The sequence below is a fragment of the Pseudomonas sp. GW456-12-1-14-TSB6 genome (assembly GCF_059424205.1).
In genome coordinates this window covers 147539-171961 of record NZ_JBWKZE010000002.1, presented here as the reverse complement: position 1 = coordinate 171961, position 24423 = coordinate 147539, and the positions used below count along the sequence as shown (strand labels likewise).

The 24423-nt window shown below is 60.7% G+C and carries 22 protein-coding genes; 7 read left to right on the top strand and 15 right to left on the bottom strand.

What is annotated here, in order from left to right; translation table 11 throughout:
• Positions 1-90 precede the first annotated feature (90 nt).
• The 3 genes from betA to betI all read right to left on the bottom strand — a co-directional run bounded on the left by betA (position 91) and on the right by betI (position 4100).
• The gene (gene betA, locus AC07Y2_RS02285) at positions 91-1794 is read right to left on the bottom strand and encodes a choline dehydrogenase (RefSeq protein ID WP_103385375.1); all 1704 of its coding nucleotides are present in this window, start codon (positions 1792-1794) and stop codon (positions 91-93) included.
• A 131-nt stretch (positions 1795-1925) separates the two neighbouring features.
• On the bottom strand, positions 1926-3398 hold the full coding sequence (gene betB / locus AC07Y2_RS02280) for a betaine-aldehyde dehydrogenase (RefSeq protein ID WP_039767992.1): 1473 nt from the start codon (positions 3396-3398) through the stop codon (positions 1926-1928).
• Between the two features lie 108 nt (positions 3399-3506).
• Complete coding sequence (gene betI, locus AC07Y2_RS02275; protein ID WP_103385376.1) at positions 3507-4100, bottom strand: transcriptional regulator BetI; 594 nt, start codon at positions 4098-4100, stop codon at positions 3507-3509.
• A 483-nt stretch (positions 4101-4583) separates the two neighbouring features.
• Between betI and AC07Y2_RS02270 the strand changes: the two genes are divergently transcribed.
• The gene (locus AC07Y2_RS02270; RefSeq protein ID WP_223290698.1) at positions 4584-6524 is read left to right on the top strand and encodes a BCCT family transporter; all 1941 of its coding nucleotides are present in this window, start codon (positions 4584-4586) and stop codon (positions 6522-6524) included.
• 241 nt (positions 6525-6765) lie between these two features.
• Here AC07Y2_RS02270 and choV read toward each other — a convergent pair whose 3' ends face one another.
• From choV to AC07Y2_RS02255, 3 genes are all read right to left on the bottom strand, one after another.
• Entirely contained in the window at positions 6766-7944 is a 1179-nt protein-coding gene (gene choV / locus AC07Y2_RS02265) for a choline ABC transporter ATP-binding protein (RefSeq protein WP_011336304.1), read from the bottom strand.
• Positions 7941-8786 (bottom strand): choline ABC transporter permease subunit, encoded by an 846-nt coding sequence (gene choW, locus AC07Y2_RS02260; RefSeq protein WP_039767993.1) that lies wholly within the window; start codon positions 8784-8786, stop codon positions 7941-7943. The genes choV and choW overlap by 4 nt, the downstream gene beginning before the upstream one ends.
• 66 nt (positions 8787-8852) lie before the next feature.
• Complete coding sequence (locus tag AC07Y2_RS02255) at positions 8853-9800, bottom strand: choline ABC transporter substrate-binding protein (protein ID WP_011336302.1); 948 nt, start codon at positions 9798-9800, stop codon at positions 8853-8855.
• 434 nt (positions 9801-10234) lie between these two features.
• On the opposite strand from AC07Y2_RS02255, the gene AC07Y2_RS02250 reads away from it, so the two are divergent.
• Positions 10235-11611, top strand: coding sequence for an L-serine ammonia-lyase (locus AC07Y2_RS02250; protein WP_007959754.1), 1377 nt, complete (start codon positions 10235-10237; stop codon positions 11609-11611).
• A 524-nt stretch (positions 11612-12135) separates the two neighbouring features.
• Positions 12136-13239, top strand: a complete 1104-nt coding sequence (gene gbdR, locus AC07Y2_RS02245; protein WP_011336300.1) for a choline metabolism transcriptional regulator GbdR — start codon at positions 12136-12138, stop codon at positions 13237-13239.
• A gap of 140 nt (positions 13240-13379) precedes the next feature.
• On the opposite strand, the gene AC07Y2_RS02240 is transcribed toward gbdR, so the two are convergent.
• From AC07Y2_RS02240 to choX, 6 genes are all read right to left on the bottom strand, one after another.
• Positions 13380-13643, bottom strand: coding sequence for a hypothetical protein (locus AC07Y2_RS02240; protein ID WP_039767996.1), 264 nt, complete (start codon positions 13641-13643; stop codon positions 13380-13382).
• 273 nt (positions 13644-13916) lie between these two features.
• Positions 13917-15080, bottom strand: a complete 1164-nt coding sequence (locus AC07Y2_RS02235) for a gamma-butyrobetaine dioxygenase (protein WP_103385378.1) — start codon at positions 15078-15080, stop codon at positions 13917-13919.
• Positions 15081-15104: 24 nt separating this feature from the next.
• On the bottom strand, positions 15105-15581 hold the full coding sequence (locus tag AC07Y2_RS02230; RefSeq protein WP_103385379.1) for a thioesterase family protein: 477 nt from the start codon (positions 15579-15581) through the stop codon (positions 15105-15107).
• 140 nt (positions 15582-15721) lie between these two features.
• Positions 15722-16687 (bottom strand): L-carnitine dehydrogenase, encoded by a 966-nt coding sequence (locus AC07Y2_RS02225; RefSeq protein ID WP_103385380.1) that lies wholly within the window; start codon positions 16685-16687, stop codon positions 15722-15724.
• 70 nt (positions 16688-16757) lie between these two features.
• Positions 16758-17645 (bottom strand): 3-dehydrocarnitine:acetyl-CoA trimethylamine transferase CdhC, encoded by an 888-nt coding sequence (gene cdhC, locus AC07Y2_RS02220; RefSeq protein ID WP_039768000.1) that lies wholly within the window; start codon positions 17643-17645, stop codon positions 16758-16760.
• A gap of 75 nt (positions 17646-17720) precedes the next feature.
• Positions 17721-18665, bottom strand: a complete 945-nt coding sequence (gene choX / locus AC07Y2_RS02215; RefSeq protein ID WP_039768001.1) for a choline ABC transporter substrate-binding protein — start codon at positions 18663-18665, stop codon at positions 17721-17723.
• A gap of 193 nt (positions 18666-18858) precedes the next feature.
• Between choX and AC07Y2_RS02210 the strand changes: the two genes are divergently transcribed.
• Together AC07Y2_RS02210 and AC07Y2_RS02205 are read left to right on the top strand one after the other, a co-directional pair.
• The gene (locus AC07Y2_RS02210; RefSeq protein WP_011336294.1) at positions 18859-19803 is read left to right on the top strand and encodes a GlxA family transcriptional regulator; all 945 of its coding nucleotides are present in this window, start codon (positions 18859-18861) and stop codon (positions 19801-19803) included.
• A 68-nt stretch (positions 19804-19871) separates the two neighbouring features.
• Positions 19872-21044: an ATP-binding protein gene (locus AC07Y2_RS02205; protein WP_103385381.1), complete on the top strand. Its 1173-nt coding sequence runs from the start codon at positions 19872-19874 to the stop codon at positions 21042-21044.
• Here AC07Y2_RS02205 and AC07Y2_RS02200 read toward each other — a convergent pair whose 3' ends face one another.
• The 3 genes from AC07Y2_RS02200 to AC07Y2_RS02190 all read right to left on the bottom strand — a co-directional run bounded on the left by AC07Y2_RS02200 (position 21045) and on the right by AC07Y2_RS02190 (position 22597).
• Positions 21045-21461: a DUF3010 family protein gene (locus AC07Y2_RS02200; protein ID WP_103385382.1), complete on the bottom strand. Its 417-nt coding sequence runs from the start codon at positions 21459-21461 to the stop codon at positions 21045-21047.
• Between the two features lie 17 nt (positions 21462-21478).
• Positions 21479-22108 (bottom strand): hypothetical protein, encoded by a 630-nt coding sequence (locus tag AC07Y2_RS02195; protein ID WP_039768002.1) that lies wholly within the window; start codon positions 22106-22108, stop codon positions 21479-21481.
• An 87-nt stretch (positions 22109-22195) separates the two neighbouring features.
• Positions 22196-22597 (bottom strand): lysozyme inhibitor LprI family protein, encoded by a 402-nt coding sequence (locus tag AC07Y2_RS02190; protein WP_039768003.1) that lies wholly within the window; start codon positions 22595-22597, stop codon positions 22196-22198.
• Positions 22598-22831: 234 nt separating this feature from the next.
• On the opposite strand from AC07Y2_RS02190, the gene AC07Y2_RS02185 reads away from it, so the two are divergent.
• A complete protein-coding gene (locus AC07Y2_RS02185; RefSeq protein WP_039768004.1) occupies positions 22832-23809 on the top strand; it encodes a dipeptidase in 978 nt (325 codons plus the stop codon).
• Positions 23810-23886: 77 nt separating this feature from the next.
• The gene (locus AC07Y2_RS02180) at positions 23887-24417 is read left to right on the top strand and encodes a DUF5943 domain-containing protein (protein WP_011336290.1); all 531 of its coding nucleotides are present in this window, start codon (positions 23887-23889) and stop codon (positions 24415-24417) included.
• The last annotated feature ends 6 nt before the right edge of the window (positions 24418-24423 follow it).

Genomic DNA, 24423 nt, shown 5'->3' with positions numbered 1-24423 from the left:
CCGCTGTGTGACGCGGAGCGTCACGGGATGCATTCCCACGCAGACGGTTCGACGCCTCGACGTGGGAACGATCCGAAGAGGTATTACGGCTTACTGAGCAACAGCACTCAAATCACGCATCGGCTTGCCTTTCACCGGCGCATCGCCAGCGACGTAGTACGGCGCGTTGCTGCGCGGCAGCGGCTGGCGGCCACGGATCTTGTCGGCGATTTTCTCGGCCATCATGATCGTCGGTGCGTTCAGGTTGCCGGTGGTGATGATCGGCATGATCGAGGCATCGACCACACGCAGTCCCTGCATGCCATGCACGCGGCCTTCGCCATCCACTACGGCCATGTCGTCGGTGCCCATCTTGCACGAGCAGGACGGGTGGAACGCGGTTTCTGCGTGCTCGCGGATGAACTTGTCCAACTGCTCATCGGTTTGCACTTCGATGCCCGGGCTGATTTCACGGCCACGGAACGCGTCCAGTGCAGGCTGTTGCATGATTTCACGGGTCAGGCGGATGCCGTCGCGGAATTCCTGCCAGTCCTGCTCGGTGGCCATGTAGTTGAACAGGATGCTCGGGTGCTGGCGCGGATCCTTGGATTTGACCTGGATGCGACCGCGGCTCGGCGAACGCATGGAACCCATGTGCGCCTGGAAGCCGTGCTCTTTCACACCGTTGCTGCCGTTGTAGTTAATCGCCACTGGCAGGAAGTGGTACTGGATGTTCGGCCACTCGAATTCCGGACGGGTACGGATGAAACCGCCGGCTTCGAACTGGTTGCTGGCGCCGATGCCGGTGCCGTTGAACAGCCACTCGGCACCGATGGCCGGCTGGTTGTACCAGAGCAGCGACGGGTACAGCGAAACTGGTTGGGTGCAGGCGTATTGCAGGTACAGCTCGAGGTGATCCTGCAGGTTTTCGCCAACGCCCGGCAGATCGTGAACGACCGGGATGTCGAGGCTTTCCAGCAGTTTCGCCGGGCCGACGCCGGAGCGTTGCAGCAGTTGCGGCGAGGCGATCGCGCCGGAGCAGACGATGACTTCCTTGCGGGCGCGGGCTTCGACGCGCTCTTCAGCCGCGCCGACCAGGTAACGCACGCCAACGGCACGCTTGCCTTCGAACAGAACCTTGTCGGTCAGGGCGTGAGTGACGATGGTCAGGGTCGAACGCTTCTTGGCCACGTCCAGGTAACCGCGGGCGGTGGAAGCACGACGGCCGTTCGGCGTCACGGTGCGGTCCATCGGGCCGAAGCCTTCCTGCTGGTAGCCGTTGAGGTCTTCGGTGCGCGGGTAACCGGCCTGTACGCCAGCTTCGACCATGGCGTGGAACAGCGGGTTGTTGCCCGCCTTCGGCGTGGTCACGCTGACCGGGCCGTCGCCACCGTGGTAGTCGTTCGGGCCGATGTCGCGGGTTTCCGCTTTGCGGAAATACGGCAGGCAATCGAGGTACGACCAGTCTTCCAGGCCTGGCAGTTTCGCCCAGCCGTCGTAGTCCATCGCGTTGCCACGGATGTAGCACATGCCGTTGATCAGCGAGGAACCGCCGAGGCCCTTGCCGCGACCGCATTCCATCCGGCGACCGTCCATGTGTGGCTCTGGATCGGTTTCGTACGCCCAGTTGTAGCGACGGCCTTGCAGCGGGAATGCCAGAGCGGCCGGCATCTGCGTGCGGAAATCGAGACGGTAGTCCGGGCCGCCGGCTTCAAGCAGCAGGACGGTGACGCCTTCGTCTTCAGTCAGACGGGTCGCCAGGGTGTTACCGGCAGAGCCGGCACCGACGATGATGTAATCGAATTCTTGGGACATAGGTCCTCCGGGAGTTTCAAGCTGCAAGCTTCAAGCTGCAAGAGAGCAGCGAGCGGTGCTGAGATAGAGCGGCAAACCAAGCTGCTTTTACTTGCAGCTTGAAGCTTGCCGCTTGTCGCTGGATCAGCTGATCAAAATACCGAAACGTACTCGCCCAGCTCGACTTGCACGGACTTGATGCGCGTGAAGTTATTGAGAGAGCTGATCCCGTTCTCACGGCCGACGCCCGACTGCTTGTAACCGCCAACCGGCATTTTTGCGTCGGACTCGCCCCAGGCGTTGATCCAGCAGATACCGGCTTCCAGTTGATGAATCACGCGGTGGGCGCGGTTCAGGTCGCGGGTGACGATACCGGCGGCCAGGCCGAAGTCGGTGTCGTTGGCGCGGCGGATCACTTCTTCTTCGGTTTCGTAGCTCAGGATCGCCATCACCGGGCCGAAGATTTCTTCACGGACGATGGTCATGTCGTCGGTGCAGTCGGTGAACACGGTCGGGGCCACGAACGCGCCTTTGGCGAATTCGCCGTCGGTCAGACGCTCGCCGCCGCACAGAACGCGGGCGCCTTCTTCTTTACCCTTGGCGATGTAGCCCAGCACACTTTCCATGTGCGGGAAGCTGACCAGCGGGCCGAAGTTGGTGTTTTCGTCTTCCGGGTTGCCAACGCGGATGCGCGCAACACGCTCGACGATCTTGGCTTCGAAAGCGGCTTTCAGGTGGCTCGGCACGAACACGCGAGTGCCGTTGGTGCAGACCTGACCGGAGCTGTAGAAGTTGGCCATCATGGCGGTGTCGGCGGCGCGATCCAGGTCGGCGTCGTCGCAGATGATCAGCGGGGACTTGCCGCCCAGTTCCATGGTCACGTCTTTGAGCGACGAAGCCGAAGCGCTGGCCATGACCTTCTTGCCGGTGTCGGTGCCGCCGGTGAAGGAGATCTTCTCGATGCGCGGGTGCTCGGTCAGCCAGGTGCCGACTTCACGGCCGCTGCCGGTCAGAACGTTGAACACGCCATTCGGAACGCCGGCTTCGGTGTAGATTTCGGCCAGTTTCAGGGTGGTCAGCGAGGTGACTTCGCTTGGCTTGAAGATCATCGCGTTACCGGCCGCCAGGGCTGGCGCGGATTTCCACAGGGCGATCTGGATCGGGTAGTTCCACGCGCCGATACCGGCGACAACGCCCAGCGGCTCGCGACGGGTGTAGACGAAGGAAGTGTCACGCAGCGGGATCTGTTCGCCTTCGATGGCGGGCACCAGGCCTGCGTAGTATTCCAGCACGTCGGCGCCGGTGACGATGTCGACGTACTTGGTTTCGGAGAAGGCTTTACCGGTGTCCAGGGTTTCCAGGGCAGCCAGTTCATCGTTGCGCTCGCGCAGGATGTCGACGGCGCGACGCAGGATGCGCGAACGCTCCATGGCGGTCATCGCGGCCCAGATTTTCTGGCCCTTTTCGGCGCTGACCACAGCACGCTCGACGTCTTCCTTGGTCGCGCGTTGCACCAGTGCGAGGACTTCACCGTTAGCCGGGTTGATGGCTTCGAAGGTGGCATCGCTGCCGGCGTCGGAGTACGCGCCATCGATGTAGAGTTTTTGCAGTTCGAAACGGGCCATAGTGTCCTCGCAAGTGCATTAGTGGTTGGCGTTGGTCACCGGGTGAGCCATATAGCTGTGGCATCGCTGGTCGGTGACAGTTCAGGGGCCGAGCGTTTTCTCTGTGCTCTAGCTCACCTGCTTGGCCAATTGGAAATCCATGTATTCGTAAGCGATCTGTTGCGCCTGCGCAGTGTCGAAAGCGTCTCCCGACAGCGCGCCGCGCAACCACAAGCCGTCGATCAGAGCTGCCAGTCCACGGGCGGCGGTGCGCGCATCTTCAAGCGGCAACACACGGCGGAACTCGCAGCACAGGTTGGAATACAGACGGTGATCGTTGATCCGCTGCAACCTGTGCAAAGACGGCTGGTGCATGCTGGTGGCCCAGAAGGCCAGCCAGGTTTTCATTGCCGGGCCATTGACCTGGCTGGCGTCGAAGTTGCCTTCGATGATCACCTGCAGATGCGCCCGAGGGCTGTTGTCTGCCAGCGCCTGACGGCGCGCGGTGACGCTCTCGCTGAGGACGCTCATCAGATACCGCATCGTGGCGGCGATCAGGCCATTCTTGTCCTGAAAATAGTGACTGATGATGCCATTCGAGACACCGGCCAAACGGGCGATCAGCGCAATGCTGGCGTCCCCCATTCCGACCTGATCAACCGCCTGCAATGTGGCTTCGATCAGTTGTTGGCGGCGGATGGGTTGCATACCGACCTTGGGCATCTTGCACATCTCCTTAGGCCTTCCGACGGGCGAATGACGCCTATCGGATTGAGGGCCAGTCTATTTTGTTTTGATTGAACGTTCAATCAACAAAGAATAAGATCTGCGACAAATCGTCGCTGCCTACAGAATTTTCTTACGTGTAAGTGGCGATAAAACCGACATCCGAAAAGGCTCGAAACCTGCGCGCGGCAAGGCGCGGTTCGACGTTCGACGGACGTGTTGAATGGGCAAGACGCTCAAGGCCAGGTTTCGGATGAACGTCCATGCCTCGGCCACGACGGCGATTCGCGATGCCATCTCTGCAGGTTCGGGCTTTTTTCGGGGTGTCTTTATATCACCCGCCGGTCGGCTGCCAACTAACCGATTGGTCGGGTTCCGTGTTGCCTTGTGTTCTTCTCTCGCACTGCCTGGAGCATTTGTGCCATGAGTTCTGCCTCGCTTATAAAGACCCCGCCCGAGAAGGTGACGGTCAACGGTTGGGTGTTTTACACCTCTACCGCGCTGATTCTGTTGTTGACCGCCATTCTGATCATCGCCCCGCAAGAGGCCGGCAGAATGCTGGGAGTGGCTCAGGCCTGGTTGTCCCGCAGCTTCGGCTGGTACTACATGGTGGTGATCGCCGCTTACCTGGTGTTTGTGGTGGGCCTGGCGTTTTCCTCGTACGGCAAACTCAAACTGGGCAGCAAGGACGACACCCCGGATTTCAGCTACGGCGCCTGGGCCGGGATGCTGTTCTCGTCGGGTATCGGTATTTCGCTGCTGTACTTCGGCGCCTCCGAGCCGCTGGATCACTACTTCAATCCGCCGGAAGGCGCGTCCGCTACCAACATGGCGGCACGTCAGGCTGTTCAGCTGACTTTCCTGCACTGGGGCCTGCACGGCTGGGCGATCTACGCACTGGTCGGTCTGGCCGTGGCCTATTTCGCTTACCGTCATAACCAGCCGCTGGCCCTGCGTTCGGCGCTGTATCCGCTGGTGGGCGAGCGTTGGGTCAAGGGCGCTGCCGGTCATGCGGTAGACGGTTTCGGCATGTTCGTGACCCTGCTGGGTCTGGTGACCAACCTGGGGATCGGCTCGCTGCAAGTGTCCTCGGGCCTGGAAAACCTGTTCGGCATGGAACACAGCAACACCAATCTGCTGATCGTGATCATCGTGATGAGCACCGTGGCCACCATCGCTGCCGTGTCCGGTGTGGAAAACGGCATCCGTCGTCTGTCCAACCTCAACATCATCCTGTTCAGCGGCCTGCTGATTTTCGTCCTGCTGTTCGGCCCGACCCTGCACCTGCTCAACGGCTTCGTGCAGAACATCGGCGACTACCTCAACGGCGTGGTGCTGAAGACTTTCGACCTGTACGTCTATGAAGGCGACAGCGAGAAGTCCGACCGCTGGCTGGGTCTGTGGACGCTGTTCTACTGGGCGTGGTGGATTTCCTGGGCCCCATTCGTCGGCATGTTCATCGCGCGTATTTCCCGTGGTCGTACCGTGCGTGAACTGGTGGCTGGCGTGCTGCTGATTCCGCTGGGTTTCACCCTGGCGTGGCTGTCGATCTTCGGTAACTCGGCGCTGGATCTGGTGATGAACCAGGGCGCGGTGGAACTCGGCAAGACGGCGCTGGAACAGCCGTCGATGGCGATCTATCAGTTGCTTGAACACTACCCGGCGTCGAAAGTCGTGATCGGCGTGTCGATCTTCGTTGGTTTCGTGCTGTTCCTGACACCGGCCGACTCCGGCGCGGTGATGATGGCGAACCTGTCCTGCAAGGGCGGCAACGTCGACGAAGACGCTCCGCACTGGTTGCGGATCTTCTGGTCGGTCGTGATCACCCTGGTGACCATCGGCCTGCTGTTCGCCGGTAACTTCGAAGCCATGCAGACCATGGTGGTGCTGGCCGGTCTGCCGTTCTCGGTGGTGCTGGTGTGCTTCATGTTCGGCTTGCACAAGGCGATGCGCCAGGACATGCAGATCGAACAGGAGCAGGCGCAACTGGCTGAACGCGGTCGTCGTGGTTTCAGCGAGCGCCTGACCCAGCTGGACCTGCAACCGAGCCAGTCGGTGGTGCAGCGCTTCATGGATAAACATGTCAGCCCGGCGCTGGAAGATGCCGCGGCGCAAATGCGTGCCCAGGGTCTGGAAGTGCAGACGCTGCTGGGCAAATCCAAGCGCTGCATGGGCGTGCGGGTCGAGATGGAAGAGGGCAACCCTTTTGTCTACGAAGTGAGCCTTGACGGCTATCTGGCGACCCCGAGCGAATCGGTCCAGTCCGATGAAGCTCGCCAGCGTTTCTACCGCGCCGAGGTGTACCTGCACAACGGCAGCCAGGACTACGACCTGATGGGCTTCACACAGGATCAGATCACGCGCGATGTGCTCGATCAGTTTGAAAGCCATCGGCAGCTCCTTGGCCGGGTCTATAGCTGAGTTGTGAAGTGATCTTTCCTGCACGTTGTGCGGGAATACAAAGGGGCTCAAGTTGAGCCCCTTTTTTGTGTCTGATCGTTCCCACGCTCTGCGTGGGAATGCCTCAACGGACGCTCCGCGTTCGGCTTTTGATTTGGGACGCGGAGCGTCCCGGGCTGCATTCCCACGCGGACGGTTCGACGCCTCGACGTGGGAACGATCACGCCGCGATCCTCTCGCGGCGTTTTTGTGTCTGCTCTCTTTACCCCAGGTTCTTCCCGAGCAGCGCGTGATACAGCTCGCTGTCGCCGAGAATCCCCACCACATGATTGTTGTCGTGCAGCACCAGTTTGTTGCCGGTCTGGTAACGGATCTGCAACGCGTCGCGCATGCCGATGTTCGAGTCCACCAGCGTCGGTTTGCGCTCCAGGCCTTCCACGGCTTGCCCTGGTGCCCAGTTCTGCAGGTTCAGCACCGAACCGTTCTGCCGCGCACCCTTGATGGTGTTGCCTTCGGCCAGATCCAGCCACGAATCGCCGCCCGGATCCAGGCACACCGAACCGTTGATGCGTTTGCAATTGTCCAGGGTGCGCATCAGGCTGCGACCGCACAGCACGTTCAGCGGGTTGGTGTGGGCGACGAAGGTGCGCACGTAATCGTCCGCCGGGTTGAGCACGATCTCCTCCGGCACGCTGTACTGGATGATCCGGCCGTCCTTCATGATCGCGATGCGGCTACCGAGTTTCAGCGCCTCGTCGAGGTCGTGGCTCACGAACACGATGGTCTTGCTCAGCTTGCGTTGCAGTTCCAGCAGTTCATCCTGCAGACCCTGACGGATCAGCGGGTCGAGGGCCGAGAACGGTTCGTCCATCAGCAGAATGTCGGCGTCCATCGCCAGCGCGCGGGCCAGGCCGACACGCTGCTGCATGCCGCCGGAAAGCTCGTCGGGCTTCTTGTTGCGCCATTGGGTCAGGCCAACCAGTTCGAGTTTGTCATCGACCAGTTTGCGCCGTTCCTTCTCCGGACGACCCTGCATTTCCAGACCGAAACTGATGTTCTCGCGCACCGTCAGCCAGGGCATCAGGGCGAACTTCTGGAACACCATCGCGATGCGTTTGGTGCGCATCATTTTCAGCTCGGCCGGGGAGCAGGAAGCGATGTCGATCTGCTTGCCTTCATGTTCGACGAACAGCTTGCCGCGGCTCACGGTGTTGAGGCCGTTGATGCAGCGCAGCAGGCTCGACTTGCCGGAGCCGGAGAGGCCCATCAGCACGCAGATCTCGCCTTTGTTGATGTCCAGGCTGGCCTTTTCAACGCCAACGATCTGCCCGGTCTTTTTCAGGATTTCACTGCGGGTCAAGCCTTGATCGAGAAGTTTCAGTGCTTCGCGCGGATCTTTGGTGAAGATCACGTCAACGTTATCGAAGCGAATTATGCTCATGCGTCACCCCCTGCTTTGGCGTCGGGTTGTTTGCAGATACGGTCGAGCATGATCGCCAGCAGTACGATCGCCAGGCCCGCTTCGAAGCCCAGGGCGATATCAGCAGTGTTCAGTGCGTTGACCACCGGTTTGCCGAGTCCGTCGGCGCCCACCAGTGCCGCGATCACCACCATCGACAGCGACAGCATGATGCACTGGGTGATGCCGGCCGCGATGCTCGGCATGGCGTGAGGCAGTTCGATCCGTGAAAGCAGTTGGCGACGCGAGCAGCCGAAGGCCTTGCCGGCGTCCATCAGTTCTTGCGGGACATCGCGGATGCCCAGGTAGGTCAGGCGGATCGGCGCGGCGATGGCGAACACCACCGTCGAGATCAGGCCCGGCACCACACCCAGCCCGAAGAGGGTCAGGGTAGGAATGAGGTAAACGAAGGTCGGTACGGTCTGCATCAGATCGAGTACCGGCCTCATCAAAGTGTAGAACATCGGTTTGTGCGCGGCGACGATGCCCAGCGGCACGCCGATGACCACGCAGACCAGGGTCGCGAACATGACCTGGGCGAGGGTTTCCATGGTTTCCTGCCAGTACCCCAGGTTGAGGATCAGCAGGAAGGAGGCGACCACGAACGCGGTCAGGCCCCATTTGCGTTGAATGAAGTGGGCCAGCAGGGCGATGAGGCCGATCAGCACCAGCGGGTTGAACCAGGTCAGCGCAAACGTCACGCCGTGGATCATCGTTTCCAGTGTCACGGCGATTGCGTCGAAGGTGTTGGCGCCGTGTTGCGTCAACCATTCAACGAAGCCCGCGATGTACTGGCCTAAAGGGATTTTCTGATCAATCAGCATGGTAGTGAACGTCCGCATGCAAGGAAATAAACAGCCCGGACGGCGTGAGCCGTCCGGCATAAGCGATTACTGGGCAATCTTGGCTTTCACGGCCTCCAGGCCAGGTTTACCGTCAATGGTGGTCACGCCAGCGAGCCAGGTATCGAGCACCTGTGGATTCTTTTTCAGCCAGGCCTTGGCGGCCGCGTCAGGCTTCATCTTGTCGTCCAGGATGTTGCCCATCAGTTCGCTTTCCATGTCGACGGTGAACTCCAGGTTTTTCAGCAGCTGGCCAACGTTGCTGCATTCCTCGGCGTAGCCCTTGCGGGTGTTGGTCGCCACGGTGGCGGCGCCGAAATCCGGGCCGAAGAAGTCATCGCCGCCGGTCAGGTACTGAATCTTGAAGCGCTTGTTCATCGGGTGCGGCGCCCAGCCGAGGAACACCACGGCGGTGTCGCGTTTCTGCGCGCGGTCGACCTGCGACAGCATGCCCGCCTCGCTGGATTCGACTACCTTGAAGCCGGCGTCTTTCAGGCCGAAGGCGTTCTTGTCGATCATGCTCTGGATCAGACGGTTGCCGTCGTTGCCCGGCTCGATCCCGTAGATCTTGCCGTCGAGTTCCTTCTTGAATTTGGCGATGTCGGCGAAGTCGTGCAGACCCTTGTCATACAAAGCCTGGGGAACGGCGAGGGTGTACTTGGCGCCCTTGAGGTTGGTGCGCACGGTTTCCACGGTGCCGGCGTCGCGGTAGGCCTTGATGTCGTTTTCCATGGTCGGCATCCAGTTGCCGAGGAACACGTCCATGTTCTTGCCGTCGGCCAGCGACTTGTAGGTCACGGGTACGGAAATCATGGTGGTCTTGGTCTTGTAGCCGAGGGCGTTGAGCACGACGGAGGTGGTGGCGGTGGTTGCGGTGATGTCGGTCCAGCCGACATCGGAGAAGTTCACGGTACTGCACTGCGCCGGTTCTGCGGCTTGAGCCAGTAACGGCAGACTCAGCATGGCGGCCAACAACAACGACGGGGAACCTTTCATGAATGGACTCCTTGGTGTTTTTTTTGGCAGTGTTCCGATTGGACCACCGCACTTATGGGTTGCGGTTGGATGGCGTTCTGGAGACAGCTCTACCGCAGCGCCTTGCAATCGAGTCGATACGATCATGTACCAGTGAAAATCTGACGCCTACAGGGTGCGTCGTATCCAGTACAGGGATGGTCGCATCCAGTGTCAGTGACGTCGTTTACAGCTTTTTTCTGCCCTTTCTGGCCATCTGAACCGCATAAAAACGGCGAAAACACGGGCTGAAACCGGCACGGCGTTAGTGGGCATGAGTGCGTCGGTGTCAGACGCCGAGCGACCCGGGAAAAGCCTGATGATGCGGGCATTCCGGCGGATCGCAGCTTGAGCGTAGCAGCTCCGCCAGCGGGCGTTTCACGCCCCGGACCGGCACTTTCAGGAGCTCTGCAGCAATGGCTATCAGCGTTTTCGACCTGTTCAAAATCGGCATTGGCCCCTCCAGTTCCCACACCGTCGGGCCCATGCGCGCCGCCGCCCTGTTTGTCGAGTCATTGCGCGACAAACATTTGCTGGAGCAGGTGCGTCGCATCGAGGTGCAGCTGTTCGGTTCGCTGTCGGCCACCGGGGTCGGTCACGGCAGCGACAACGCGGTGATCATGGGCCTGATGGGCGAGTGGCCGGACGCGATCGACCCGTCGCAGATCGGCCCGCGGATCCAGGCCCTGCGCGAAACCCATACGCTGTTGCTCGACGGTCGTTTGTCGGTGCCCTTTATATGGGGCCGGGACATGCGCCTGATCGACGAGAACCTGCCGTTCCACCCCAACGCCATGACCCTGGTTGCCGAAGGCGATCACGGCGAGCTGCATCGCGACACCTACTATTCGGTCGGCGGCGGTTTTGTGGTGGACGAGGCGCAGGCCTCCAGCGGTGTGGTGGATCTGGATCGCACCGAGTTGCCTTACGATTTTTCCAGCGCGGTGGAATTGCTGGAACTGTGCAAGACCCACAACCTGCGCGTGGCCGAATTGATGATGGCCAACGAGAAGGTCTGGCGCAGCGAAGAAGAAATCCGCGCCGGCCTGATGAAGCTCTGGCGGGCGATGCAGGATTGCGTCGAGCAGGGCCTCAAGCACGAAGGCATCCTGCCGGGCGGCCTCAACGTGCGCCGCCGCGCGGCGAAGTTGCACCGCAGTCTTCAGGAATTGAACAAGCCCAACGTGATCGGCTCGACCCTCAGCGCGATGGAGTGGGTCAACCTGTTCGCCCTGGCGGTGAACGAGGAAAACGCCGCTGGCGGGCGCATGGTCACGGCACCCACCAACGGCGCGGCGGGGATCATTCCGGCGGTGCTGCACTACTTCATGAAATTCAGCGAGGCGGTGACCGACGCCAACGTGGTCGACTACTTCCTCGGGGCGGCGGCGGTGGGGATTCTGTGCAAGAAGAACGCTTCGATCTCCGGCGCTGAAGTCGGCTGTCAGGGTGAAGTCGGTTCGGCTTGTGCGATGGCGGCGGCAGGACTGGCTGAAATCCTTGGCGCAAGCCCCGAGCAGTTGTGCAACGCGGCGGAAATCGGCCTGGAACACAACCTGGGCCTGACCTGCGATCCGGTGGGTGGCCTGGTGCAAGTGCCGTGCATCGAACGCAATGCGATTGCGGCGGTGAAGGCGATCAACGCGGCGCAGATGGCCTTGCGCGGGGATGGGCAGCACTTTATTTCGCTGGACCGGGTGATCCGCACCATGCGTGATACCGGCGCCGACATGCATGACAAATATAAAGAGACTTCGCGGGGCGGGTTGGCGGTCAGCGCGGTGGAGTGCTGATTCCGAGTTGCCTCCTATCGCCAGCAGGCTGGCTCCCACACTGGATTTGCGGCGTTCGCAAAAACTGTGGGAGCCAGCCTGCTGGCGATGAGGCCGGACCAGTCAAAACTGCGCACCAAGTGAGCACCGGATATCAAACGCGCCACCTTTTGGCGCGTCGCTATCGGATAAGAGTCTTTCCTGCCTCCAGCGCCTGATTCGCAGGCGCTACCGTCCGTCACCCGTGCCTGCGGTGACACTGTAGGACAATCGCGCGCAGGCCAGTTCCCACAAGTGCTACCGATTTGCTCACACGCTCCGGGGCAGGGCTTTCGCGGCCACTGATGGCACTTCGAATTACCCTTCGTCTGAGCGCTTGTATAGACGCGTCGCGACGTCGTTTTCAGGAGTTATTGAACAGCCATTCAATTTTAGGCATGGCAATTGCTCTGTCATAACAAAGCCCGTCTCACGCAAGAGAACGATGGCAATAACAAGAGCCTCCGCCTGAGGCCATCACCCGCTTTGTGTGAGGAGATACCGCGATGACGTCGTTCAACTCCGGGGCTCAACCCCAGAACCGTGCGCCTCAATCCATCGGCTTTCTGCTGCTGGACAATTTCACGCTGATTTCCCTGGCTTCCGCAGTCGAACCGCTGCGCATGGCCAACCAGTTGTCCGGTCGCGAGCTGTATCGCTGGACCACCCTCACCGTCGACGGCGGCCAGGTCTGGGCCAGTGACGGTCTGCAGATCACCCCCGACGCTTCCATGCATAAAGCCCCGGCCCTCGACACCGTCATCGTGTGCGGCGGGATCGGCATTCAACGTACCGTTACCCGTGAACACGTGTCGTGGCTGCAAAGCCAGGCGCGGCAGTCACGCCGCCTCGGTGCCGTGTGCACCGGCAGTTGGGCCCTGGCCTGCGCCGGCCTGCTCGACGGCTTCGATTGCAGCGTGCACTGGGAATGTCTGGCGGCGATGCAGGAAGCTTTCCCGCGTGTTGCGATGAGCACCCGCCTGTTTACCCTCGACCGTAACCGTTTCACCAGCTCCGGCGGCACCGCGCCGCTGGACATGATGCTGCACCTGATCAGCCGCGATCACGGTCGTGAACTGTCCGCCGCGATCTCCGAGATGTTCGTCTACGAACGCATCCGCAACGAGCAGGATCACCAGCGCGTACCGCTCAAGCACATGCTCGGCACCAACCAGCCGAAACTGCAGGAAATCGTTGCGCTGATGGAAGCCAACCTGGAAGAGCCGATCGACCTCGACGAACTGGCGGTGTACGTCGCCGTGTCCCGTCGCCAGCTCGAACGCCTGTTCCAGAAATACCTGCACTGCTCGCCGTCGCGCTACTACCTCAAGCTGCGCCTGATCCGTGCGCGGCAACTGCTCAAGCAGACGCCGATGTCGATCATCGAAGTGGCGTCGGTCTGCGGGTTTGTGTCGACGCCGCACTTCTCCAAGTGCTACCGCGAATACTTCGGCATTCCGCCGCGTGACGAGCGCGTCGGCTCCAACACCACCCAGCAGGTGGCAATGATGCCGCTGCCGCAGGCCATTGTGATGTCGCCGCTGTCCGGGCCCATGTCGGCGCTGAGCCAGGCACGCAACGAATCCACATTCGCCAGTGTAAGGCTCTGATAAGTATCGTTCCCACGTCGAGGCGTCGAACCGTCTGCGTGGGAACGCAGCCCGGGACGCTCTGCGTCCCAAAAGGCCGAACGCGGAGCGTCCGTTGAGGCATTCCCACGCAGAGCGTGGGAACGATCAGGTGAGTAACGTCAGGCGCTATGGGTTTGTTGGTATTGCGCCAATGCCGGCAACAATTGTTTGTCGATGGCCTGACGCACTGCAGGCTGGATGCTGGCGCCGCTGGTGTACATGTCCTTGACCATCTTGCGCAGTTCAAAGGCGCGAACGTTATCCAGACCGCGCACCGCATACTCACAGGCCTGCTCGGCAGTTGAACCGCTCGGCACTTGAAAACCCAACGACTTGAGCTGGCCCAACAGGTCTTCCTGATCGATCAAATCGGCATACATCATGACGCGAATCCTTCTTCGGCAACGGAGGTCGTGGCTCGATTCTGGTAGGCCTGCCCAGGCACGGCAAGGGCGATTTGTCGCAGTGGCCGCGACGGCTATGAACAGGTCGTTTTCGGCTAACTCGCCGTCAAGGGGAGTCGGCACACTGGCCTCAGCTCGCTTCACGAAGGTTTGGTCACCCTCGCCACGGCAGCTCCTCAACAGTACCCTCGCCCCGATCCTGTCACGGCTTGTATCGGGGCTTTTTTTGCCTGCGAATAAGGCTGACGCGGTCTAGCGCTGCAACACCAGAATCCGCGACAGCAATTCATCCCGATCGATGTAGCAGCCCTGAAAATGCCGGGCCCCGGTGGTCGGGTCGAACGCATTGCGCGCGTGCAAAGTGCGGCGGTTGTCGAAGCACCACAACTCGCCCGGATTGAGCCGCTGCATCACCCGAAAGCGTGGCTCGCGGGTCATGGCGATGAAGCGCCGATAAGCGCGATACAGCAGGGGCATTTGCTCCACGGACGTGTCGAACGCCCCGCGCAAAAAGTTGGCCATGCGGATTTCCGCGACCCGGCCCAACGCGTCCAGGGCGATGACCGGCGCGAGGCAGCGATAGTCGCTGTGGCGGTCCTTGTTGCGAAACTCCACCGGGATTTCGCACAGCGCCTGAAACGACGCGGGATCTTCCTGGCGCAACGCTTCGGCAATCGCAAAACCGTCGACGAAAATGCTCTCGCCACCCTCGGCGTCGTTCACCAGACAATGCAGAAATTGCAGGCCCGGTTGCAGCTCGCGGGTCGGCAGATCCGTGTGCAATGGCAGGTTGAAAGCGGTGTAGGCATTGCTGTCGGCGTCGGCCTTGGATTGCACGTTGAACAGCACGCCGAAGTTGCTCTCGCGGATGAACGAAATGCGCTGGGCGATCAGCTTCAGCGAGCCGGGTTCGGTGGGCACGCCACGCACCTGAGTCAGACCGATATCGCGTACTGCCAGCAACCATTGCAGCAACGCGGCGTTGTCGTTCATCAGGGCTGCATAGTCGAACACCGGCAACTGCAAATCACTGCGCCACAGGAAGGGTTTCGGCTTGGCGGCGAGGCGTTCGGCGCGGGATTCATCATCGTAGGCGTGGGCGCGCAACCAGCCGGCATCGAAGCGGCTGAGGTGGCCGTCCTGCCAGTCGATACGCAGGCAGCCATCGGTGTCGATGTGCACGGCGGAGGGCGACAGATCCTGCGCTGCATCGACGATCTCGAACACCTGCTCACGAGTGACGCTGTAGACACAGTGTGGACACGGGCAATTGTCCCGCAGCCACACGTGGTGGAACGGGCTGACACGCCCGTCGGCCCATTCGATCAGGACGCGATCCGCCAGGTTCTGCACGCCGTTCAGCGCGCTGATCAACGGATAAGTACGGAAATCGGCAACTGCAGCGGCGGTTTGCATGGCGGCTCCTTGTGAGGGATGGATTTACCGGGCTGGGGGCAGGGCGATGACCCGGCCGATGTAAGCAGGCGCGGGCAGGTCGGCCTGCTCGGCGACGATGGCTTGCAGGCGGCCCAGGGTGTCCGGGGTAAACGGCGCGGAACGCGGCCCGGCCAGATCGACGTGCAGCAGCATCTGTTCGTTGCCGGCCAGCTCCATGTCACCGCCGGCCAGATGCAGGCTGTGATAGAGGTGCAGGCGCTTCTGGTCGTGACCGATGATCTGCGTGCGCACTTCGACTTCGGCATCGAGCTTCACTTCGTGCAGGTAATTGAGGTGCAGTTCGAGGGTGAACAGCGAGTGACCGCTGGCTTCGCGGTTGTTGCTGTCCATGCCGAGGCGATCCATCAGGGCGTCGGTGGCGTAGCTGAAAATCAGCAGATAGAAGGCGTCGCGCAGGTGGCCGTTGTAGTCGACCCAGTCGGGGATGATGCGGGTTTGGTAGGTGGTGAGGGTGGGCATATTTTCTCCTGATGCGATCGTTCCCACGCTCTGCGTGGGAACGCCTCCTGTGACGCTCTGCGTCACGCTTCTGGGACGCAGAGCGTCCCGGGCTGCATTCCCACGCAGACGGTTCGACGCCTCGACGTGGGAGCGATCGGTTACTCGCTGAAACTCATCCCATGCTTCTCTTTGGTGGTCTTCACCGCCTCAAGCACCGCCAGCAGGCAATCATCACGATAGCGCTCCAGCGCCGAAATACTGTGCCGGCCCAGTTGATCGCTGGTGCCGTCCACCACATCGTCGATCAACTTGTCGGTCAGTTCCGGTGCCGGCAGGTACGTCCACGGCAACTGCAACGCCGGGCCGAACTGCGACATGAAGTGGCGCATACCGGCATCGCCACCGGCCAGGGTGTAAGTCAAGAACGTACCCATGAACGACCAGCGCAGGCCCGCGCCAAAGCGGATCGCATCGTCGATCTCACCGGTGGTCGCCACACCGTCGTTGACCAGGTGCAGCGCCTCACGCCACAGCGCTTCGAGCAGGCGGTCGGCGATGAAGCCCGGCACTTCCTTGCGCACATGCAGCGGGCGCATGCCGAGGGATTCGTAGACGTTCATCGCCGCTTGAATCGCTTGCGGCGCGGTGTTCTTGCCGCCGACCACTTCCACCAATGGCAGCAGGTAAACCGGGTTGAACGGGTGACCGACCACGCAACGTTCCGGGTGGGTCGAGCTCTCGTAGAACTCGCTCGGCAACAGGCCGGAAGTGCTGGAACCGATCAACGCATTCGGCTTGGCCGCCGCACTGATTTTGCTGTGCAGATCCAGTTTCAGTTCGAGGCGTTCCGGGGCGCTTTCCTGGATGAAATCCGCATCGCGCACGCACTCTTCAATGGTCGCCACAAAGCGCAGGCGATCCTGCGACGCGCCCGGCGCCAGACCGTTTTTCTCCAGCGCGCCCCAGGCGTTGGCCACGCGTTTGCGCAGCGCCGCTTCGGCACCCGGCGCCGGGTCCCAGGCCACCACGTCGAGGCCGTGGGCGAGGGCGCGGGCGACCCAGCCGCTGCCGATGACGCCGCTGCCCAGTGCTGCGAAGGTTTTGATTTCGGTGATAAAGCTCATGGTCACTTCCTGGAATGAGGCAAAAAAACGGTGGGCGTCAATGGCCCGCCCACCGGGGGAAAGGGTGATTTCAGCCGCGCTGGGTCAGACCCATCTTCTTGCGACCTTCAGCCGGGGTCAGCACGCGGGCGCCGAGGCGGCTGAGGATTTCGGTGGCGCGTTCGACCAGTTGGCCGTTGGTCGCCAGCACGCCTTTGTCCAGCCACAGGTTGTCTTCCAGACCGACCCGCACGTTGCCGCCGAGCAGCACCGCTTGCGCCGCCATCGGCATCTGCATCCGGCCGATGCCGAACCCGGCCCACACCGCGTCGGCGGGCAGGTTGTCGACCATGGCTTTCATGGTGGTGGTGTCGGCCGGCGCGCCCCACGGGATACCCAGGCACAGCTGGAACAACGGGTTGTCGAGCAGGCCTTCCTTGATCATCTGTTTGGCGAACCACAGGTGACCGGTGTCGAAAATCTCCAGCTCCGCCTTCACGCCCAGCTCGGTGATGCGTTTGGCGCCGGCCCGCAGTTGGGCCGGGGTGGAAACGTAAATGGTGTCGCCGTCGCCGAAGTTCAGGGTGCCGCAATCCAGCGTGCAGATTTCCGGCAGCAGTTCTTCGACGTGGGCCAGACGGGTCAGCGGGCCGACCAGATCGGTGTTCGGACCGAACTCCATCGGGCTCTCGCCAGGGCCGATTTCCAGGTCGCCGCCCATGCCGGCGGTGAGGTTGACGATGATGTCGACGTCGGCTTCGCGGATGCGCTCCATGACTTCGCGGTACAGCGCCACGTCACGGCTGAACTTGCCGGTCTGCGGGTCACGAACGTGGCAGTGCACGACCGTGGCGCCGGCCTTGGCCGCTTCCACCGCAGCTGCGGCGATCTGTTTCGGGGTGACCGGCACGTGTGGGCTTTTGGCGGTCGTGTCGCCAGCACCGGTGAGTGCGCAGGTGATGATGACGTCGTGATTCATGGTGCGTTTTCCTTCAGGCGTGATGGGTCTGTTCGCAGCCCGTGGCGGGCTGCGAAGTGGTTCGTTCGTTGCGGTTTATTTGCTGGTGAGCTGGAGGTTTTCAGCCGCCGGTTTGCCATCGAAAGTGGTAACGCCTTCGAGCCAGCGCTGTTTGTCCTGCGGGTGATCCTTGAGCCATTGTTTGGCCGATTCGAAAGCGTCCTTGTGATCGAGCAGCGGCTGCATCATCCGGCTCTCGTCTTCGGCGGTGAACGTCAAGTTGCTCAGCAGACGGCTGACGTTCGGGCATTGTTCGGCGTATTTCGGCGCGGTGACGGTCCATACGGTGGCCATGCCTTCGTTCGGGCCGAGGGCGTCGTCGCTGCCGGTCAGGTAGGTCATCTGCACGTTGACGTTCATCGGGTGCGGCGCCCAGCCGAAGAACACTACGGCCTCCTTGCGGCGCACGGCGCGATCGACGGCGGCGAGCATGCCGGCCTCGCTCGATTCCACGAGCTGGAACTTGCCGAGGCCGAACTGGTTCTTGGCGATCATCGCCTTGATCTGGGTGTTGGCGCCCGAGCCGGGCTCGATGCCGTAGATCTTGCCGCCCAACTCTTTTTCAAACTTGGCGATGTCGGCGAAGGTTTTCAGGCCCTTGTCCGCCAGGTAGGTCGGCACGGCGAGGGTGGCGCGCGCATCCTTGAGGCTCGGCGCTTCAAGCACCTTGACCTGGTTGGCCTCGACGAACGGGGTGATGGTCTGGGTCATCAGCGGGTTCCAGTAGCCGAGGAACAGATCCAGACGCTGATCGCGGATGCCGGCGAAGACGATCTGCTGGGAGGCGCTGGTCTGTTTGGTGCTGTAGCCGAGGCCGTCGAGCAGAACCTGGGCCATGGCGCTGGTGGCGATCACGTCGGTCCAGTTCACCACGCCCATGCGCACGTTCTGACACGATGCGGAATCGGCCGCCATGACACTGGCGCTTAAAAACGCGGTACCGCTGAGTGCGAGAACACAGCTGCTGATCAGTCGTTTCATGTCGGGTTCCTCGGCAGGTCGTTATTGTGGGTTCCGGTGTCTGATGCGCCGGTGATGCTCAAATTACGCAGCAACGTCCCCGTAAAAGCGCACTGCGGCGACCAGCTCTTGCACTGCAGCGACCTGTGCTCTTGAATGCCGCCGACAACTGGCGTATCAACGTTGCACGCTACCCGCTGACCGAGTGCGCGCCATGTCCCAGGATTTCTACTTTCTGTTGATGCCGGGTTTTTCCGCCATCGGGTTCATCTCCGCGATCGAACCGCTGCGGGTGGCCAACCGCTTTCGCGGCGAGCTGTACCGCTGGCACGTCTTGAGCGCCGATGGCGGGGCGGTGCTGGCGAGTAACGGGATGTCGGTCAACGCCGATGCGGCGCTGGAGCCGCTGAAGAAAGGGGCGACGCTGCTGGTGGTCGCCGGTTTTGAACCGTTGAAATTCGCCACCCCGGCGCTGGAGCACTGGCTGCGACGGCTGGACAACGAAGGCGTGACCCTCGGCGCCATCGACACCGGCAGCTTCGTCCTTGCCGAAGCCGGTCTGCTCGATGGCCATCGCCTGACCCTGCACTGGGAGGCCATCGACGCCTTCAAGGAATCTTATCCACAGCTCAGCGTCACCCAGGAGCTGTTCGAGATCGACCGTCGGCGCATCACTTCTGCCGGCGGTACCGCATCCATCGACCTGATGCTCGACCTGATTGCCCAGGCCCACGGCCCGCAGCTGGCGATCCAGGTCAGCGAGCAGTTTGTATTGGGGCGGATTCGTCCGCGCAAGGACCACCAGCGCATGGAAGTTGCCACGCGCTACGGCATCAGCAACAAGAAGCTGGTGCATGTGATCGGCGAGATGGAGCAGCACAGCGAACCGCCGCTGACCACGCTGGAACTGGCGGAATCGATCAAGGTGACAAGGCGGCAACTGGAGCGGTTGTTCCGTCTGCACCTGAACGACACACCGAGCAATTTCTATCTGCGCTTAAGGCTGGAAAAGGCCCGGCAACTGTTGCGCCAGACCGACATGAGCGTGCTGGAAGTCAGCATCGCCTGCGGGTTTGAATCCCCGTCGTATTTCACCCGCAGCTACCGGGCGAAGTTTGCCCGGTGTCCGCGAGAGGATCGGCGACGGGAGGCCGTTTGACGGACGATTATAGTTAATTATACTTTTAGGTATAAATTACAGTCGTTTGAATAATTGAGTGTAAAACCATGTCCCGAAACAACGGCTTCGTTTTCCGCCGCCCCGCTCTGGCCCGCAGCGTTGCCGATGGTCTGGTGGGTGCAGGTCTGCAGGATTTCACCTCCGGCCTTTTTTTGGCAGCGCCGCGTCGCACAGGCAAAAGTACCTTTCTGCGCGAGGATCTGATCCCGGAATGCCAGGCCCGAGGCTGGCTGACGGTTTACGTCGACCTGTGGGCCGACAAGGAAAAAGACCCTGCTGACTTGATCGCCAGTGCCATTGCAGGTGCGTTGGTCCCCTTTGAAAGGGGCATCCGCAAACTGGCGAAGAATATCGGCATCGAAAAACTCAGCTTTCTGCGCACCTTGTCCTGGGATTTCACCAAGCCGCAACTGCCGGCCGGCGCGACCCTGACGCAAGCGCTGGAACTGCTCCACAGCGCCGCCGAAAAATCCGTAGTGCTGGTGATCGATGAGGCCCAGCACGCACTCACCACCGCCGCAGGCATCAACGCGATGTTTGCCCTTAAGGCTGCACGGGATCAGCTCAACCAGGGACGGGAAGGCGAGGGCAGCGGTTTGCATCTGGTGTTCACCGGTTCCAATCGCGACAAACTCGCCCATCTGGTGCTGGGCAAGAGCCAACCGTTTTTCGGCTCGAGCATCACGCCCTTTCCGTTGCTGGGAAAAGAGTTCACCCAGGCGTACACCTTGCACCTCAACGCCCATCTGGCCGAGACCAACCAGTTCAGCGCTGCCGATATCGACGACGCTTTCGAGTTGGTGGGGCGACGCCCGGAAATGTTGCGCACCATCATTGGTGAAGTGGCACTGGAGCTGGGCGAGGCCAGCAATCTGGGGCAACTGCTGCAAAGCCGTGCCGAATTGTTGCGCGCAGGCGTATGGACCGAGTTCGAGAGCGCGTGGAACGCTCTGACCATCCCTCAGCGCGCCGTGCTGGAGGTGATGGTGGAGCGCTCACAGAACAACGAGCCATTCGCGCCGTTCACAGACAGCACGCTCACGGCCGTCAGCAAGGCACTGGAAAACCTGGGCAGCGACGTGGTGCCGGGCACCCAGACCATTCAGGCCTGCATCGATGCCCTGCGCGACAAGGAGCTGGTGTGGAAGTCGAGCCGTGGTGGCTATGCGCTGGAAGACAAGTCCTTCGGCGACTGGCTGAGCACGCGTAAAGCGCGCTAGCTACTTCTTCACCAACGCCGAGCACGCTGCCTTGTAGGCTTCATGCTGATACTTGTTCAGCGTCCCCGGCAGCTCGAAATTGTGCTTCTTGGCCTGGGCATTGATCGTCTGCGGCGACAGCAGCGTCACCTCGCAACCGTCCAGCAACTGAAACACACCCTCGATCTTGAACGTGGTCGGCCCACCGGCAAACTCGCCCTTCTTGCTGCGCTTCTTGATCGCGATGCGATCGATGGAGTTCTCGCGCACGAACGACGCCACTTGAGCGGCGAACAGCTTCACGTTGGCCGCCTCGTCGTCATCGTCCAGGGCGATTTTCTTGGTGCTCAGAGCCACATGGCTCAGCCCCGAACCATCGAGGGACGCCACGGCGATGATCGCTTCACTGCCTTTGATTTCGATACCGCAGATGTTCATTGTTGCTCCGTATCTTATTAGATTGTCACATCGGATTTTTTGTTGGGTTTAATTGTGCTATGGAGCTTGAAGAGTTGTTTTATTGTCTCAGGCATTGGCTGGATTTGATTAATCTCTACCTGAAGTTTCAATAAAGTTGCTTCTTTTATCCTCATATCGAGATAGTGTTGCTCTTCAGCTGGAAGGTGTATTTTTTTATACCATAGCTTAAATCCGAAGTAAGTGCAGGTAACGGTCAGGAGGGAGTACGCTGCGATAAAAATGTAGATCCAGTAATCGCCGGAAAACAAGAATCCCATCATTGATTCATTAATGGGATTGTCGGGTTTTTTTGGTTTTTCAAGATTTTTTTCACTGATTTCTAGGGTTTTTTGAAGTGCTGTCATTTCATCAGTGAATACAGCTGACCATTCGAGTTTGTTTTCCTCGGGAGCATTGTTTTTCAGGCTTGTTAGGCGTTTTTTTATTTCTGAGATTCTAGCCTCGGTGTTCATGTAGTGGATGTTTTGTTTGGTTTCTTCTTCCAGTGCGTATGTTAGGTAACTTAAATAAAACATGCCGGCCAGTAAGCCTGCTGTTAGCCAAAGGCCAAAGATAGCTATGAGTTTGTAGAGGTTGTCAGTTGGAAAAGAGGGTAGCCATTGCATGTTATAGTCCGTCCTTGAATTTTAAGAGGCTAAAAGCAAACCTCTGCAGTGCTAACAAAGAGGGGCAAAATTATTAGGTGATCCTGATCACTCTTGCCCAATCGACTCCAAAAACTCCGACCGCTCGTCACTCATCCGCGCCACGCAGTCATTCTGCGCAATCTTGAACGCCTTGCTGCCGTCCGTCGCCGGGAAGGCTTCGACGGCGCAGTCGGCGTCGCGGGTCTTCAGCCATTGTTGCTGGGCGGCTTTGAGTTTGGCGGTGATGTCGGCCAGTTGTGCCGGGTTCTTGCCGTAGGCGGTCTGCATGCGTTCGTTGAGGCTGGCGTAGTTGTCCTTGAGCAGGTCCTCGGCGGTGGTGCGGCTGTAGGTCGAGCATTCCAGGGTCTGGATGTCGTTTTCCACCGCGTCGCACGGGTTGTTGTCGGACTCTTCGGCGGCGTGTACGCCGGTCGCAATCAGGGCCAGGGCCAGGAAGATCGATTTCATTGATGTCGCCGCTCTAATCCAGTGGTGTTTCCGGGATGCGGCAGATTCTGGCTCAAGCTCGCGGGCTTGAACAGGTGGCCGGTCGGACCGGTTGGCGACCCTTTGTCGCGGATTGACGCTTTCGGCAATTCCCCTGTCGTTTTTGCACCCGGCTGGTCGCGCACCGAGGCATATGCTGGCCCCAAAGCGCCGGCAGACGATTCGGCGCATGAATCGCCAATAAGGGGACGCCTGATGAGCCCAGCCGAATTACACGCCGACAGCATCGTTATCGACGGTCTGATCATTGCCAAATGGAACCGCGAGCTGTTCGAAGACATGCGCAAGGGCGGTCTGACGGCGGCCAACTGCACCGTGTCGGTGTGGGAGGGCTTTCAGGCCACGGTCAACAATATTGCTGCCAGCCAGAAACTGATTCGTGAAAACAGCGACCTGGTGATCCCCGTCCGCACCACCGCCGACATCCGCAAAGCCAAGGAGCAGGGCAAGACCGGCATCCTCTTCGGCTTCCAGAACGCCCACGCGTTCGAAGACCAGATCGGCTATGTCGAGGTGTTCAAGCAGCTCGGCGTCGGCATCGTGCAGATGTGCTACAACACCCAGAATCTGGTGGGCACCGGTTGCTACGAACGTGACGGCGGTCTGTCGGGTTTCGGTCGCGAAATCGTTGCCGAGATGAACCGTGTCGGCGTCATGTGCGACCTGTCCCACGTCGGCTCCAAGACTTCCGAGGAAGTCATCCTCGAATCGAAAAAACCGGTCTGCTATTCCCACTGCCTGCCGTCGGGGCTGAAAGAGCACCCGCGCAACAAATCCGATGAAGAGCTCAAGTTTATTGCTGACCACGGCGGTTTCGTCGGCGTGACCATGTTCGCGCCGTTCCTGGCCAAGGGTATCGATTCGACCATCGACGACTACGCCGAAGCCATCGAATACACCATGAACCTGGTCGGCGAAGACGCCATCGGCATTGGCACCGACTTCACCCAGGGTCACGGCCAGGACTTCTTCGAATACCTGACCCACGACAAGGGCTACGCCCGCCGTCTGACCAACTTCGGCAAGATCATCAACCCGCTGGGCATCCGCACCGTCGGCGAGTTCCCGAACCTGACCGAAACCCTGCTCAAGCGCGGCCACTCCGAGCGCGTGGTACGCAAGATCATGGGCGAAAACTGGGTCAACGTCCTCAAAGACGTCTGGGGCGAATAAGCCGCCGCTTCCCGAATACTTTCCCCCGGCCGTCCGCGCCGGGGGCAACACCAAAATTTTTCTGGAGTTAAGTTTCCATGGCCAAGATCGCCCCGCAATTGCCAATCGAAGTCGACAGCGAGACCGGTGTCTGGACCTCCGACGCCCTGCCGATGCTGTACGTGCCACGCCATTTCTTCGTCAACAACCACATGGGCATCGAGGAAGTGCTGGGCGCTGACGCCTATGCCGAAATCCTCTACAAGGCCGGCTACAAATCCGCCTGGCACTGGTGTGAAAAAGAAGCCGAGTGCCACGGCCTGGAAGGCGTCGCGGTGTTCGAGCACTACATGAAGCGTCTGTCGCAGCGCGGCTGGGGCCTGTTCAAGATCCAGGACATCGACCTCGACAAAGGCACCGCCAGCGTCAAGCTCGAACACTCGGCGTTCGTCTACGTCTACGGCAAGGTCGGGCGCAAGGTCGACTACATGTTCACCGGCTGGTTTGCCGGTGCCATGGACCAGATCCTCGCCGCTCGCGGCAGCCAGATCCGCACCGTGGCCGAGCAGGTTTACGGTGGCTCCGAAGAAGGCCACGACGACGGCCTGTTCACCGTCAAGCCGTTGTAAGTCGAG